Raw genomic sequence first — 14,819 nt, 5'->3', positions numbered from 1 at the left:
TCACTCCTGCCACAGCGGCCCGAGGTGTTTCATCACACCGCCGCGCAGGGGCCTGGTCATGTAACACGGCGACTGCCGTTTCCGCTTGCCGCCGCAGGGTAGGGCGTGGGAGACCCCAGACCCGACCGGTGCGCGAGGAGACGTCGGTGAGCGAGGACCAGCACACCCAGCAGGACCCCACCAGCCAGTACGGCCAGCAGGAGGGACAACCGAAGCAGCAGCAGACGCCGCCCGGCTCGACGGAGGAGATGACCCCGAAGCCGGACCACGGCGAGGAGTCGTACCGCGGCAGCGGCAAGCTCGACGGCCGTCGGGCGTTGATCACCGGCGGCGACTCCGGCATCGGTCGCGCGATCGCCATCGCGTACGCCCGGGAGGGCGCCGACGTGCTCATCTCCTACCTCAGCGAGGAGGAGGACGCCGACGCCCGGGAAACCGTCCGGCTGGTCGAGGAGGCCGGCCGCAAGGGCATCGCGGTGCGCGGCGACATCACCGACGAGGGGCACTGCCAGGAGTTGGTCGAACGGGCCCTGCGCGACCTCGGCGGGATCGACATCCTGGTCAACAACGCGGCCTACCAGATGGCGCAGGACAAGGGCATCCTCGGCATCAGCGGCGAGCAGTTCGACCGGGTGCTGAAGACCAACCTGTACGCGATGTTCTGGCTCTGCCGGGCGGCCGTGCCGCACATGTCCGAGGGCTCGGCGATCATCAACACCTCGTCGATCCAGGCGTTCGACCCCTCGCCGCAGCTGCTGGACTACGCCACCACCAAGGCGGGGATCGCCAACTTCACCAAGGCGCTCGCCGCGGACCTGGCCGAGCGGGGGATCCGGGTGAACGCGGTGGCGCCGGGCCCGATCTGGACGCCGCTGATCCCGGCGACGATGCCGAACGAGAAGGTCGAGAAGTTCGGCCAGGACACCCCGGAGGGACGCCCCGGCCAGCCGGCCGAGCTGGCCCCCGCGTACGTCTTCTTCGCCTCCCAGGAATCCAGCTACGTCACCGGCGAGATCCTCGGCGTAACGGGCGGCCGCCCCACAAAGTAACCCGCCCTGCCCCTGCTGCCCCGCCCGCGTGCCCCTGTCCCGCCCTCGCTGCCCGCGCCCCTGACCCGCGCCCCTGACCCGCGTCGATCATGCATTTGTGGTGCCCCGCAAAAGGGAAGGACCAGCACTTTCTGTCCGCCAGAAGCGCATGATCGACGGCGAGAGGTGCGGGGCTAGGGGCGCGCGGAGGGACGGGAGGTCGTGGGTGGGTGGTCAGCGGGGCCAGGGGGCCAGGCGGGCGCGGACCTGGGCGACGGCGGCGGGGTCCAGGCCGTAGCGGGCGAACCGGCGGTCGGGCAGGCGATCCAGGTAGCGGCCGGCGGCCCGGACGTCGTCCTCGTCGAGGGCCGGGTCGAGCTGGCGGGCCAGGTCCAGCAGCTCCGCCACGTCGTGGTGCTCCAGGGCCGCCGCGACGTCGATGTAGTCCCGGACCTCCCGCCGGTTGACCAGGGCGGCGGTCTTGTTCGCCATCAGGTCCCGCACGTCCATCACCGGGCCGAGGTCCATCACCACCGGGCTACGGTGCCGGTCGAGGCGGGCCAGGCTGAGCCGGATGAGCCGCCCGTCCCGGCTCACCACGAAGTCCCTCAGGTCCCGGTCGAAGCCGTCGAACAGCTCGGCCAGCTCGCTGTCGGGGTCCGCGTCGGTCACCTCGAACCCCGCCCGCTCCAGTGCCGTCCGCACCCCGTCCGCCGCCGCCGCGGCTGCCCCCTCCACGTCCGCGAACAGGTCCACGTCCTCCGTCGGGCGGGTCACCAGCCCGTGCGCGGCCCAGGCCACCCCGCCGCCGAGCACGAACCGGTACGGCCCGGCAGCGGACAGGGCCACCCGGGCCACCTCGCGGTAGAACTCGTGCGGGTGGGCGGTGCTCACGCCGTACGCAGCCCCCGGTGGTGGCTCTCCCACGCCTGGCGTACGCCCCGGGGCAGGTTGAGCAGCCGCCACACCCGGCGCAGCGTGCGCCCGTTGATGAGCAGCCGGAGATCCTCCGCGCGGGTGGTCTCGCGCAGTACGTTCTCGTACATCCAGAGCAGTTCGTCCGGATCGCCCAGGTCGAAGGTGCGGTCGGAGTTCCACATCAGCCGCACCGGCAGCTCCACCACGCCACGGGTGGGGCCGGCCAGCTCGGTGAGGGTGCGGGCCACCACGGCGGGCCGGCCCGGACGGGCCAGATGGGCCGCGCGGGTCGGAGCGGGGGAGAGGGCCTGCATGCTGTCAGGGTAACCCCAGGTCGGGCCGCTGGGGATCGCGGTTTCGCCGGTGTCGCGGCTGGCGGGGCGTGGTCGGGATGGTTTTCGTGCTCCTGGCCGGGGGGCGAGCGCGGGTCGCCGGGGCTGGGTTCTGCGTTCTCGACGTGGTGGTTACTGCCAGCGTCGGATGGTTCCGTGGCGTGCGGTGCGTCGTGGTGGGGGTGTGGCCCGCCGTGCCCGGCTCCGGGCGGTCAGGCTTGATCCCTGCGCCGGGCACGGCGGGCCACACCCCGTCGGTGCCCACTCTCGCGCCGTTCGCCGGGATCCCACCGGAGATCTTGGCAAGCTCTCGCGTCCGCCCGCCGGGCTACCGGAGATCTTGGCAAGAAACGGCCCCTCCAGGGGGCCTCTCGTACCCGCTCGTCCGGCTCGTCCGGCTCGTCCGGCCCGTCCGGCCCATCCGGCTCACCGGGCCCTTCCGGCTCATCGGGCCCACCCCGGCTCACCCGGGTTCACTTGGATGAGCACGACGAGCCCAAGGGGCCTTGGTGAGCCGGCCGAGCAAGTGAGCCGGGAGTCGATAACCCGTGGACCCGGGTGTGACCGGATGTCCGGTTTCGTGGTAGCTGTCTGGGGCGGCTTGAGCCGGTGAGTCGTCAGCGGGTTGGCGTGTCGGTGCCGGGTGTGCGGTTTGGGGGTGTGACCGGGGGCATCGTGGGGGCGGAATCGTGGCGGGGGCGGGGTCGTTACATCCTGCGTACGGCCGAGCAAGACGCACGCCGCCGAGTCACGCCGCCCCGATGGGTTGGCGGGCCCGGGGCCCCCGGAATGATGGCGGGCCGGCGGTGGTTACACATGGTCCGGCCGACGCGAGGGCGTCCCCCGCCCCGCACGACAGCCCGGCCCCCTTCTGGCCCGCACGGGCCATCCGGCCGGCACGGCCGATCTGATCTTTCCTCCGGCTCAATGTCGGAGATCCTCTCCAGGTTCGCTGGAGATCCCCCGTGAGTTCGCATGAGCGCCGACGGTGCTTGCACCCGCGTGAAGCCGATCCCCCTTCGGTGTGTGGGTGCCAACCCCCGAATGGAGCGTTTCTGATGAACACGATCATCCGTAAGAGCGTTCTCGGTATCGCTGGTCTCGCGTTCGCCGGTGGCGTGTTCGCCGGTCCCGCGACCGCGCACGCGGCCCCGTCCGTGGACGCCAGGGCAGTGGCGGTGGCCGTGCAGGCCGACAAGCCGTCGGTCGACAAGGCCAAGCTGATCCCGCACGGCGTGCAGGGCACCCAGTCGCGTATCGACCTCTCCGACGAGCAGGTCGCCAACGTGAAGGCGATCATCGCGGCGACGAAGAAGGCCGGCATGGACGAGCGCGCCGCGGTGGTGTCGATCGCTACCGCGTTGCAGGAGTCGAAGCTGGAGAACCTGGGTCACCTGGGTGACCGCAACGACCACGACTCGCAGGGCCTGTTCCAGCAGCGCCCGTCCTCCGGGTGGGGCACAGTCGAGCAGATCACCGACCCCGAGTACTCGACGACGGCGTTCCTGAAGGGCCTCAAGCAGGTCGACGGGTGGCAGGACATGCCGCTGACCAAGGCCGCGCAGACGGTGCAGGTCTCGGCCTACCCGGACCACTACGCCCAGTGGGAGCAGCAGGCCGCCGACCTGGTCGCCGAGCACTGGAACAGCTGACACAGACTTTCCACCACAAGGGGGATCGCTGGCCGGCACCCGAACACGGGGTGCCGGCCAGCGGCACATCCACCGCCGGCGGAACATCGCAGGCCGTCGGCTGGTTGAATGAGGTGTCGGTGTGTCCAGTGTCCCCGGGCCTCACCTAAATTGCCTTCGCGGAATACCGTCCGGCTGGAGCCGCGTCGCGCCACTCGCCGAGAGGCGACCTGCACACCGACACCGGCGCCGCCCCCGAGCCTCCGGGCCCGGGGGCGGCGTTGTCTTCGCCGCCCCGCAGCCGGCATCGAGCGGACCACCGCGCCCGGCCACCGGAGCAGCCGACATCGCGCCGACCGCCGCCCGGACACAGGTGCAGCCGACATCGAGGGGGCCACCGCGCCGGGACACACGTGCAGCCGACATCGCGCCGGCCGCCGCCCGGACACCGGTCGCGAGCGGCCATGCTCCCAAGCCAGCATCCCGCCGCCCGCCGCCCGCACCGGCCGGGTACCGCGTGCGCCGTCCCGCCCGCCGTCCGCGTACCGCCAGCGACGTCCCGGCCGGCAGGCCCGCAGGGACGGGGTCAGCCCGAGCCGGCCGCGTACGGCCAGGGGCGACGCCGTGGGAAGCGGGCGGTGACCGTCGGGGTGGTGATCCGGCGGCACGGGTCGCGGTCCCGGGCGGCCTGGCCTATGTTCATGTTGGCTGTGCCGGACAGGTCGGGAGAGGGGGTGTCGCGCGTGGGCCTGCGGACCTTCATCCAGGGCTGGCCGGTATACCGGCAGCTCACCGGCACCGACCCGCTGGGCCGGGGCGCCGCCGCGCAGTCGGGCCGCTCGGCGGAGCTGACCGCCCGCACCGAGACCGCCGACAGCGTGGCGCGGTCGGTCTGCCCCTACTGCGCGGTGGGCTGCGGCCAGCGCGTCTTCGTCACCGACGGCGCGGTCACCCAGATCGAGGGCGACCCGGACAGCCCGATCTCCCGGGGCCGGCTGTGCCCGAAGGGGTCGGCCAGCAAGAGCCTCGTCACCAGCCCGCTGCGGCAGACGAAGGTCCGCTACCGGCGGCCCTACGCCACCGAGTGGGAGGATCTGGAGCTCGACGTCGCGCTCGACATGATCGCCGACCGGATCCTCGCCGCGCGGGCGGAGACCTGGGAGGACGTCGACGCGCAGGGCCGGCCGCTCAACCGCACGCTGGGCATCTCCAGCCTGGGTGGGGCGACGCTGGACAACGAGGAAAATTACCTCATCAAGAAGCTCTTCACGGCGATGGGGGCGCTCCAGATCGAGAACCAGGCGCGCATTTGACACTCCGCCACCGTCCCCGGTCTGGGGGCCAGCTTCGGTCGCGGTGGCGCGACGGACTTCCAGCAGGACGTCGCCAACGCTGACGTCATCGTCATCCAGGGCTCGAACATGGCCGAGGCCCATCCGGTGGGCTTCCAGTGGGTGATGGAGGCCAAGCGGCGCGGCGCCAAGGTGTTCCACGTCGATCCGCGGTTCACCCGCACCAGCGCGGTGGCCGACACGTACCTGCCGATCCGCGCGGGCTCCGACATCGCGCTGCTCGGAGGCGTGGTGCGCCACATCCTGGAGAACGAGCTGGACTTCCGGGAGTACGTGCTGGCGTACACCAACGCCGCGACGATCGTCAGCGAGCGCTTCGTCGACACCGAGGACGGCGACGGCTTCTTCTCCGGCTTCGACCCGGAGACGGGCAGCTACGTCCAGGACTCCTGGCAGTACGCGGGCCACGAGTCCGACTCCGGCAGCGGGCACACCGCGCAGGAGCGGGACACCGCCGCCGGGCTGCGCCACGAGTCGCACGGCGCCGAGGTGGGCGGGCAGGTGGAGCGGGACGAGACGTTGCAGCACCCGCGCTGCGTCTACCAGATCCTCAGGCGGCACTTCGCCCGCTACACCCCGGAGATGGTGGAGCGGGTCTGCGGCATCCCCCGGGAGAAGTTCCTGGAGCTGGCCGAGGCGTGGACGGCCAACTCGGGCCGCGAGCGCACCGGCGTGCTCATCTACTCCGTGGGGTGGACGCAGCACAGCGTCGGCGTGCAGTACATCCGTACCGGCGCGATCATCCAGCTGTTGCTGGGCAACATGGGCCGCCCCGGCGGGGGCATCCTGGCCCTGCGCGGGCACGCCAGCATCCAGGGCTCCACGGACATCCCGACGCTGTTCAACCTGCTCCCCGGCTATCTGCCGATGCCGCACCACGCCGACCACCCCACCTTCGACGAGTGGGTGGACAGCATCCGCCACCCGGGCCAGAAGGGCTTCTGGGGCAACGCCCGCGCCTACGCGGCGAGCCTGCTCAAGGCGTACTGGGGGGACGCGGCGACGCCGGAGAACGACTTCTGCTACGGGTACATGCCCCGGATGACCGGCGACCACGGGACGTACCAGCAGGTGCTGAACATGATCGACGGGAAGGTGCGGGGCTACTTCCTGCTCGGCCAGAATCCGGCGGTCGGCTCGGCGCACGGCCGGGCGCAGCGCCTCGGCATGGCGAACCTGGACTGGCTGGTGGTCCGCGACCTCTTCATGATCGAGAGCGCGACGTTCTGGCGCAACAGCCCCGAGGTCGCCACCGGCGAGATCGTGCCGGAGCAGTGCAGGACGGAGGTGTTCTTCCTGCCGGCCGCCTCGCACGTGGAGAAGGAGGGCACCTTCACCCAGACCCAGCGGCTGCTGCAGTGGCGGGAGAAGGCCGTCGAACCGCCGGGCGACGCCCGCTCCGAGCTGTGGTTCTTCTACCACCTCGGGCGCCGGCTGCGGGAGAAGCTGGCCGGCTCCGACCTGCCGCGCGACCGGGCGCTGCTCGACCTGGCCTGGGACTATCCCACGCACGGTCCGCACGCCGAGCCGCTCGCCGAGGCGGTGCTGCGCGAGATCAACGGGTACGAGGTGGCGACCGGCCGCCCGCTGTCCACGTTCGCCGAGGCCCGCGACGACGGTTCCACTGCCGTGGGCTGCTGGATCTACTCCGGGGTGTACGCCGACGGCGTCAACCAGGCGGCGCGGCGCCGGTCGCGCCACGAGCAGGACTGGGTGGCGGCCGAGTGGGGCTGGGCGTGGCCGGCGAACCGGCGCACCCTCTACAACCGGGCCTCGGCGGACCCGCAGGGCCGGCCGTGGAGCGAACGCAAGCGCTACGTCTGGTGGGACCCGGACGCCGGGGAGTGGACCGGCTACGACGTGCCGGACTTCGAGCGGACCAAGCCGCCGACCTACCGGCCGCCGGAGGGGGCGTCCGGCCCGGAGGGGATCGCCGGCGACGACCCGTTCGTCATGCAGGGCGACGGCAAGGGCTGGCTGTACGCGCCCAGCGGCGTGCTGGACGGGCCGCTGCCGACGCACTACGAGCCGGCCGAATCGCCGGTGCGCAACCCGTTCTACCGGCAGCAGGCCAACCCCACCCGCAAGGTGTACGCGCACCCGGTGAACTCGGTGAACCCGAGCCCGCCGCAGGAGCACAGTCAGGTCTTCCCGTACGTGTTCACGGTCAGCCGGCTCACCGAGCACCACACGGCGGGCGGGATGAGCCGTACGGTGCGGCCCCTGGCGGAGCTGCAACCGGAGATGTTCGTCGAGGTGTCCCCGGAGTTGGCCGCCGAGGTGGGCCTGGCGCACCTGGACTGGGCGCACCTGGTCAGCGGGCGGGCGGTCATCGAGGCGAAGGTGCTGGTCACCGACCGGCTCAGCCCGCTGCGCGTGGACGGCCGGGTGATCCACCAGGTGTGGCTGCCGTACCACTTCGGGTTCGAGGGCCTGGTGACGGGCGACTCGGCCAACGACCTGTTCGGGATCACCCTGGACCCGAACGTGCTGATCCAGGAGAGCAAGATCGGTACCTGTGACGTGCGGCCCGGTCGGCGGCCCACCGGCCCGGCCCTGCTGGACCTGGTGGCCGACTACCAGCGGCGGGCGGGCATCGTCCCCGGCCGGCCGGCCCCGACGCTCACCCCGGGGGCGCTCGCCCCGCCGGAGCCCGCCGACGGCGCCGGGGAGGGCCGCGATGCTTCCTGACCCGCACAGCCTGTCCGGGCCGCTGGACCCCGCTCCGGAGGCCGGCTGGACCGACGCCCCGCCCCGGATGGGCTTCTTCACCGACACCAGCGTCTGCATCGGCTGCAAGGCGTGCGAGGTGGCGTGCAAGGAGTGGAACGACGTCCCCGGCTCGGGGCTGGACCTGCTCGGCATGTCGTACGACAACACCGGCGCGCTGACCGCGAACTCGTGGCGGCACGTCGCGTTCGTCGAGCAGCCCCGCCCGGCGGGGCACCGCAGCCCGCCGTTCGCCGGCACGCCGACGGGCGGCTCGGTCAGCGCCTCGTCGGCGGCCGTGGCCGCCGGCGTCGGCAACCCGACCGGCACGGAGCCGGGGGTGCCGCCGGGCGCGGCGGACGCGGCCGCACGGATGGCCGCCGGCACCGGCACGAGCACGGGCCCCGCAGTCACGGGCACGGCCGGCCGGACCGACGGGCCGGAGTTCCTGGGGATGCCCGGAGCGCAGCCGCCGGGGCGCGCCGGGGGCGCGGAGGGGCGCACCGACTTCCGCTGGCTGATGATGTCCGACGTCTGCAAGCACTGCACCCACGCGGCCTGCCTCGACGTCTGCCCCACCGGCTCGCTGTTCCGCACCGAGTTCGGCACGGTGGTGGTGCAGGAGGACATCTGCAACGGCTGCGGCTACTGCATCTCCGCCTGCCCCTACGGCGTCATCGACCAGCGCAAGGGCGACGGCCGGGCGTGGAAGTGCACGCTGTGCTACGACCGGATCGGCGCGGGCAACACTCCGGCCTGCGCGCAGGCGTGCCCGACCGAGTCCATCCAGTACGGCCCCCTCGACGAACTGCGGGAGCGGGCCGCGGCCCGGGTGGCGACGCTGCACGAGCGGGGCGTGCCCGAGGCGCGGCTCTACGGGCACGACCCGGGCGACGGGGTCGGCGGCGACGGCGCGTTCTTCCTGCTGCTCGACGAGCCCGAGGTGTACGGGCTGCCGCCGGACCCGGTGGTGACCACCCGGGACCTGCCGAAGATGTGGAAGCGCGCCGGCCTGGCCGCGCTGGCGATGGCGGCGGCGGCCGTGGCCGCGTTCGTGGGAGGTTCCTCATGAGTCCGGAGCGCGGTGGGCGCAGGCGGCGCGGCGGCGAGGAGCTGAGGGTCCCGGAGGCCGAGTTCACCTCCTACTACGGCCGGCCGATCCTCAAGGCGCCGGTCTGGAAGTGGGACATCGCCGCGTACCTGTTCACCGGCGGGCTGGCGGCCGGCTCGTCGCTGCTCGCGGCCGGCGGGCAGCTCACCGGCCGCCCCGCGCTGCGCCGTGCCGGCCGGGTCGCCTCGCTGGCGGCGGTCACCGCCAGCACCGTCTTCCTGATCAAGGACCTGGGGCGGCCCGCCCGGTTCCACCACATGCTGCGGGTGGCCAAGCCCACCTCGCCCATGTCCGTGGGCACCTGGATCCTCGGCGCCTTCGGCCCGGCCGCCGGGCTCGCGGCGGTCGCCGAGGGCGCGGCGTGGCTGCCCGAGCGGGGGCTGCCCGGCCTCGCCCGCCGGGTGCTGCCGCCGGTGGGGCACGCCGCCGGGCTGGCCGCCGCGGCGACCGCGCCGGCGCTGGCGACGTACACGGGGGTGCTGCTGGCCGACACGGCCGTGCCGTCGTGGCACGAGGCGTACCCGGAACTGCCTGTCATCTTCGCGGGCAGCGCCCTGGCCAGCGGCGCGGGCGTGGGGCTGATCGCCGCGCCCGCCGCGCAGGCCGGTCCCGCCCGTCGGATGGCGGTGGCGGGCGCGGCCCTGGAGCTGTACGGCGCGCACCGGGTGGAGACCCGGCTCGGGCTGCTCAGCGAGCCCTACCGCACCGGCCGGCCCGGTCGCCTGCTGCGCGCGGGGCGGGCCCTGGCCGCCGTGGGGGTGGCCGGCGCGCTGCTGGGTCGGCGCAGCCGTACGCTCTCCGCGCTGTCCGGGGTGGCGCTGCTGGGCGCCTCGGTGGCGACCCGGTTCGGCATCTTCGAGGGCGGCGTGGCCTCGGCGAAGGATCCGAAGTACACGGTGGTGCCGCAGCGGGAGCGCCTCGCGCGGCGGCGCGCCGCCGAGGGCTGACGCCTCCCCGCACACGTCCGCCGGGCCTGTGGTTCACTGCTGCGTGGAGGCGTTCAGGCGGCTGGTGCCCCTCCCGGTCTTCAAAACCGGTGTGGTCCGGGATCCGGGCCAGGCGGGTTCGATTCCCGTCCGTCTCCGCCATGCTGCGGAAGTGGGGATCATGGGGGACGTCGCGGCAGATCCGCGCCGGCGGGTGCCGCGCACCGACGCGCTGCTCGCCGACCCCCGGCTGGCCGCCGTGGCGGGCACCCTGGGGCGGGAGCGGGTCAAGGCCGCCGTCCACCGCGCCCAGGAGCGCGCCCGCCGGGGCGAGATCACCCCCGAGGCGGTACGCGACGCCGCGCTGGCCGCCCTGCCCGCGCCGGCGCCCCGGGCGGTGCTCAACGCCACCGGCGTGGTGCTGCACACCAACCTGGGTCGCGCCGCGCTGTCGCCCGCCGCCGTGGCGGCGGTCGCCGCCGCCAGCGGGCACACCGACGTCGAGTTGGACCTGCTCACCGGGCGGCGGGCCCGGCGTGGACGCGACGCCCTCGACGCCCTCGCGGCCGCGGTGCCGGACGCGGGCGCGGTGCACGTGGTCAACAACGGCGCCGCCGCGCTGGTGCTCGCCGCGACCGCGCTGGCCGCCGACGCCGAGATCGTCGTCAGCCGGGGCGAGCTGGTGGAGATCGGCGACGGGTTCCGCCTGCCCGACCTGCTGGAGAGCACCGGCGCCCGGCTGCGCGAGGTCGGCACCACCAACCGCAGCACGCTCGACGACTACGCCGCCGCCATCGGTCCCCGTACCGGCTTCGTGCTCAAGGTGCACCCGTCGAACTTCCAGGTCACCGGCTTCACCTCCGCGGTGCCCGTACGGGCGCTGGCCACCCTCGGCGTCCCCGTGGTCGCCGACATCGGCTCCGGGCTGCTCGCGCCCGATGAGCTGCTGCCCGCCGAGCCGGACGCCGCCAGCACCCTGCGGGCCGGGGCGGCGCTGGTCACCGCCAGCGGCGACAAGCTGCTCGGCGGCCCGCAGGCCGGCCTGGTGCTCGGCACCGCCGAACTGGTCGAGCGGCTGCGCCGGCACCCCCTCGCCCGGGCGCTGCGGGTGGACAAGCTGACCCTCGCCGCGCTCGCCGCCACCCTCGCCGATCCGGCCACCCCTACCCGCGCGGCGCTGCATGCCGACCCGGGCGCGCTGCGGGCGCGCACCGAGCGGCTGTGCGCCGCGCTCGCCGCCGACGGGTGCGAGGCGCAGGTGGTGCCCGCCGGGGCGGTCGTCGGCGGCGGTGGCGCCCCCGGCGTCGAGCTGCCCTCGTGGGCGCTCGCCCTGCCCGAGCGGTACGCGTCTCCGCTGCGCCTCGGCGACCCGCCGGTGCTGGGCCGGGTGGTACGCGGGCGGCTGCTGCTGGACCTGCGCTGCGTGCCCGCCGACGCCGACGCGGTGCTGCGTGCCGCCGTGCTGCGCGTGCCCGGGGAGGGCTGAGGCGTGTTCGTGGTGGCCACCGCCGGGCACGTCGACCACGGCAAGTCGACACTGGTGCGGGCGCTGACCGGGATGGAACCCGACCGGTGGGCCGAGGAACGCCGCCGGGGCATGACCATCGACCTCGGCTTCGCCTGGAGCACCCTGCCCTCGGGCGCGACGGTGGCGTTCGTCGACGTGCCGGGGCACGAGCGGTTCGTGCCGAACATGCTCGCCGGCGTCGGCCCGGTGCCCGCCGCGCTGGTCGTCGTCGCCGCCGACGAGGGCTGGATGCCGCAGTCGGCCGAGCACCTGGCGGCACTGGACGCGCTCGGGGTGTCGTACGGCCTGCTGGTGGTGACCCGCGCGGACCTGGCGGATCCGGGGCCGGCGACGGCCCGCGCCCGGGCGGAGCTGGCCGCCACCTCCCTCGGCGCGGTGGACGCGGTGGCGGTGAGCGCGGCGACCGGCGCCGGGCTGCCGCAGCTGCGCGCGGCGCTGGACCGGCTCGCCGCCCGGCTGCCCGCCCCGCGGGCCGACGCCCCGGTGCGGCTGTGGGTGGACCGCGCCTTCACCGTCCGCGGCGCCGGCACGGTGGTGACCGGCACGCTCGGCGCCGGTCGGCTGCGGGTGGGCGACGAGCTGGAGCTGGCCGGCAGCGCGGAGCCGGTGCGGGTACGCGGCCTGCACTCCCTCGGCGTGGCCCGGCCCGAGGTCGGCCCGGTCGCCCGGGTGGCGGTGAACCTGCGCGGCACGCCCCGGGACCGCCTGGGGCGCGGCGACGCGCTGCTCACCCCCGGCCGGTTCCACCGCACGGACCTGCTGGACGTGCGGCTGGCCGGCGATCCGACCGGGGACCTGCCGGCCACCCTGACCCTGCACATCGGCGCGGCGGCGGTGCCGGCCCGGGTCCGGCCGCTCGGCCCGGACACGGCCCGGCTGCGGCTGGCGCGGCCGTTGCCGCTGCTGGTCGGGGACCGGGCGCTGCTGCGCGACCCGGGCCGGCACCACGTCGCGGGCGGGGTGACCGTGCTGGACGTGGCTCCGCCGCCGCTGACCCGTCGGGGCGCGGCGGTCGCCCGCGCGGCGGTGCTGGCGGCGGTCGACGGCCGCCCCGAGCTGGCCGGCGAGCTGCGCCGGCGGCGGCTGGCCCGGGCCGCCGACCTGATCCGCATGGGCGTCGAGGTCACCGGCCGGCCGGTCGCCGGCGACTGGCTGGCCGACCCGGAGCACTGGCGGGGCCTCGGCGCCCGGCTGGTCGAGGAGGTCGCCCGGCACTCGCGGGAGCACCCGCTGGAGGCGGGCGCGCCGGTCGAGCTGCTGCGCCAGCGCCTGGACCTGCCCGAGCGGGCGCTGGTCGAGGCGCTGGTCCGGCCGCCGCTGCGGCTGCGCGCCGGCCGGGTCACCGCGTCGGCGCTCGACGCGCTGCCGGAACCGGTGGCCCGGGCCGTGGCCCGGGTCCGCGCCGAGTACGCCGACCGCCCGTTCCGTGCCCCCGAGGCCGAGCACCTCGCCGACCTGGGGCTGGGTCCCCGGGAGATCGGCGCGGCCGTCCGTGCGGGGGCGCTGCTGCGCCTCGCCGAGAACGTGGTGCTGCTGCCCGGCGCGGCCGACGACGCCGTGCGGGTGCTGGCCGGGCTGCCCCAGCCGTTCACGCTCAGCGCCGCGCGGCGGGCGCTGGACACCACCCGCCGGGTCGCGGTGCCGCTGCTGGAGCTGCTGGACCGTCGCGGCGCCACCCGTCGGCTGCCCGACGACGCGCGGGTCGTGGTGACGGCCCGGTCCTGAAGCCGCCCCGCTGGGGCCGGTGGTCGCCTAGCGTGGCGCCATGGACCCTTCCGCGGTCTGGCGGGACCGGCAGCACAAGTGGCGGATCGAGGCGTACCGGGCGCCGGACCTGCGTTTCGCGATCTTCGCCACCAACGGCACCACCGAGTCCGCGCCGCTGTGGCTGTTCGGGATGTCGGCGCTCGCCCGGTGGCTGATGACGCACAAGATCTCCCTCGACGACCTGGAGGTCGACTGACATGGGGGCGCAGCTCGGTCAGCTCGCGCTGGTGGCGGTGCTGGTGCTGGTCAACGCCGCCCTGTCGGGCAGCGAGATGGCGCTGGTGACGCTGCGCGAGGGGCAGGTGCGGCAGTTGGGGCGGCGCAGCCGGTCCGGTGAGCGGCTGGCCCGGCTGGTCCGCGACCCCAACCGGTACCTGGCGACCATCCAGCTCGGCATCACCCTGGCCGGGTTCCTCGCCTCCGCCGCCGCCGCGATCTCCCTGGCCGAGCCGCTGGTGGGGCCGCTGGGCTTCCTCGGCGGGGCCGCGCGCGGCGTCGCGGTCGTCCTGGTCACCGTGCTGCTGACGTTCGTCACCCTGGTCGTCGGCGAACTGGCCCCCAAGCGGCTGGCGATGCAGCGCGCGGAACGCTGGGGCCTGGTCAGCGCCGGGCCGCTGGACCTGCTGGCCCGGCTGTCGCGGCCGGCGGTCTGGCTGCTCAGCAAGGCCACCGACGTGGTGGTGCGGCTCGCCGGCGGGGACCCGCGCGCCAGCCGTACGGAGATGACCGAGGACGAGCTGCGGGAGATCCTGGTCAGCCAGCGGGGCCTGTCCGCACAGCAGCGGGAGATCCTCACCGGCGCGTTCGACATCGCCGGCCGGACGCTGCGGGACATCCTGGTGCCCCGGCTGGCCGTCACGGTGCTCCCCGCGACGATGCCCGCGGTCGACGGGCTGCGCCGGCTCGCCGCCGCCGGCCGCTCCCGCGCCCCGGTCGTGGGGCCGGGTGGGCTCGACGCGGTGCGGGGCGTGGTGCACATCCGCGAACTCGTCGGGGCGGACGCGGCGACGGTCGCCGACCGGGCCCGTCCGCCGCTGCTGCTGCCCGGCACCCTGCCCGTCTCCGAGGCGCTGCGCGAGCTGCGGCTGTGCCACCAGCAGCTCGCCCTGGTCGTCGACGAGCACGGCGGGGTCGACGGCATGATCACGATGGAGGACCTGCTGGCGGAGGTCGTCGGGGAGCTGTACGACGAGACCGACCGGGACGTGACCGGGGTGACCCGGGAACCGGACGGCTCGCTGCTGATGCCCGGCGACTTCCCGCTGCACGACCTGGCCGACGTCGGCGTGCGCCTGCACTTCCGGCCGTCGCGGGAGTACACGACGGTGGCCGGGCTGGTGCTGGCCGGGCTGGGGCACCTGCCGACCGGGCCGGGGGAGACCGTGCACCTGCCGGGGCTGACCGTCGAGGTGGTGGAGGTGGCCGGCCGCACGATCCGCCGGGTCCGGCTGCGCGGCTTCTCCGCCGGCCCCGACCCGGTCGGGTGACGGCGGCCGGATCGCCACGAACGGCATGGA

11 protein-coding genes and 1 tRNA gene are annotated in these 14,819 nt (G+C 74.8%); 10 read left to right on the top strand and 2 right to left on the bottom strand.

The genetic code is table 11. From position 1 onward, the window contains the following. Positions 1–146: 146 nt before the first annotated feature. Positions 147–1,049: an SDR family oxidoreductase gene (locus tag ACN27A_RS04135; protein WP_421449910.1), complete on the top strand. Its 903-nt coding sequence runs from the start codon at positions 147–149 to the stop codon at positions 1,047–1,049. 213 nt (positions 1,050–1,262) lie between these two features. Here the strand turns inward: ACN27A_RS04135 and ACN27A_RS04130 are convergent, their stop codons facing one another. Both ACN27A_RS04130 and ACN27A_RS04125 read right to left on the bottom strand, forming a co-directional pair. Continuing rightward, entirely contained in the window at positions 1,263–1,922 is a 660-nt protein-coding gene (locus ACN27A_RS04130; protein WP_421449909.1) for a nucleotidyl transferase AbiEii/AbiGii toxin family protein, read from the bottom strand. After that, on the bottom strand, positions 1,919–2,260 hold the full coding sequence (locus ACN27A_RS04125; RefSeq protein ID WP_393170783.1) for a hypothetical protein: 342 nt from the start codon (positions 2,258–2,260) through the stop codon (positions 1,919–1,921). The genes ACN27A_RS04130 and ACN27A_RS04125 overlap by 4 nt, the downstream gene beginning before the upstream one ends. A gap of 1,076 nt (positions 2,261–3,336) precedes the next feature. On the opposite strand from ACN27A_RS04125, the gene ACN27A_RS04120 reads away from it, so the two are divergent. From ACN27A_RS04120 to ACN27A_RS04080, 9 genes are all read left to right on the top strand, one after another. After that, a complete protein-coding gene (locus tag ACN27A_RS04120) occupies positions 3,337–3,930 on the top strand; it encodes a hypothetical protein (RefSeq protein WP_421449908.1) in 594 nt (197 codons plus the stop codon). Positions 3,931–4,652: 722 nt separating this feature from the next. Next, positions 4,653–7,952, top strand: coding sequence for a formate dehydrogenase (gene fdh / locus ACN27A_RS04115; protein WP_421449906.1), 3,300 nt, complete (start codon positions 4,653–4,655; stop codon positions 7,950–7,952). Continuing rightward, positions 7,942–9,042: a 4Fe-4S dicluster domain-containing protein gene (locus ACN27A_RS04110; protein ID WP_421449905.1), complete on the top strand. Its 1,101-nt coding sequence runs from the start codon at positions 7,942–7,944 to the stop codon at positions 9,040–9,042. Before fdh ends, ACN27A_RS04110 begins: the two co-directional genes overlap by 11 nt. Next, on the top strand, positions 9,039–10,028 hold the full coding sequence (nrfD, locus tag ACN27A_RS04105; protein ID WP_421449903.1) for an NrfD/PsrC family molybdoenzyme membrane anchor subunit: 990 nt from the start codon (positions 9,039–9,041) through the stop codon (positions 10,026–10,028). The genes ACN27A_RS04110 and nrfD overlap by 4 nt, the downstream gene beginning before the upstream one ends. A 45-nt stretch (positions 10,029–10,073) precedes the next feature. Then, a tRNA-Sec gene (locus ACN27A_RS04100) sits at positions 10,074–10,169 on the top strand. Between the two features lie 19 nt (positions 10,170–10,188). Beyond that, entirely contained in the window at positions 10,189–11,493 is a 1,305-nt protein-coding gene (selA, locus tag ACN27A_RS04095; protein WP_421458365.1) for an L-seryl-tRNA(Sec) selenium transferase, read from the top strand. A 3-nt stretch (positions 11,494–11,496) separates the two neighbouring features. Further along, positions 11,497–13,260, top strand: coding sequence for a selenocysteine-specific translation elongation factor (gene selB, locus ACN27A_RS04090; protein ID WP_421449902.1), 1,764 nt, complete (start codon positions 11,497–11,499; stop codon positions 13,258–13,260). 40 nt (positions 13,261–13,300) lie between these two features. Continuing rightward, positions 13,301–13,498 (top strand): hypothetical protein, encoded by a 198-nt coding sequence (locus tag ACN27A_RS04085; protein ID WP_089000292.1) that lies wholly within the window; start codon positions 13,301–13,303, stop codon positions 13,496–13,498. 1 nt (position 13,499) lies between these two features. Further along, positions 13,500–14,789: a hemolysin family protein gene (locus ACN27A_RS04080; protein ID WP_421449901.1), complete on the top strand. Its 1,290-nt coding sequence runs from the start codon at positions 13,500–13,502 to the stop codon at positions 14,787–14,789. Positions 14,790–14,819: the final 30 nt, after the last annotated feature.

Origin of the sequence: Micromonospora sp. WMMD737 (genome assembly GCF_049179055.1) — a bacterium.
GTDB lineage: Bacteria > Actinomycetota > Actinomycetes > Mycobacteriales > Micromonosporaceae > Micromonospora > Micromonospora reichwaldensis.
The sequence above is the reverse complement of the archived record's forward strand: the minus strand, read 5'-3'. Positions and strand labels throughout refer to the sequence as shown.

What these genes read in the sequence shown, in the direction of transcription:
- ACN27A_RS04120 (WP_421449908.1), top strand. Translation starts at nt 3,337, where the DNA reads ATGAACACGATCATCCGTAAGAGCGTTCTCGGTATCGCTGGTCTCGCG.
- ACN27A_RS04080 (WP_421449901.1), top strand. Translation starts at nt 13,500, where the DNA reads ATGGGGGCGCAGCTCGGTCAGCTCGCGCTGGTGGCGGTGCTGGTGCTG.
- ACN27A_RS04125 (WP_393170783.1), bottom strand. Translation starts at nt 2,260, where the DNA reads ATGCAGGCCCTCTCCCCCGCTCCGACCCGCGCGGCCCATCTGGCCCGT.
- selA (WP_421458365.1), top strand. Translation starts at nt 10,189, where the DNA reads ATGGGGGACGTCGCGGCAGATCCGCGCCGGCGGGTGCCGCGCACCGAC.
- ACN27A_RS04110 (WP_421449905.1), top strand. Translation starts at nt 7,942, where the DNA reads ATGCTTCCTGACCCGCACAGCCTGTCCGGGCCGCTGGACCCCGCTCCG.
- nrfD (WP_421449903.1), top strand. Translation starts at nt 9,039, where the DNA reads ATGAGTCCGGAGCGCGGTGGGCGCAGGCGGCGCGGCGGCGAGGAGCTG.
- ACN27A_RS04085 (WP_089000292.1), top strand. Translation starts at nt 13,301, where the DNA reads ATGGACCCTTCCGCGGTCTGGCGGGACCGGCAGCACAAGTGGCGGATC.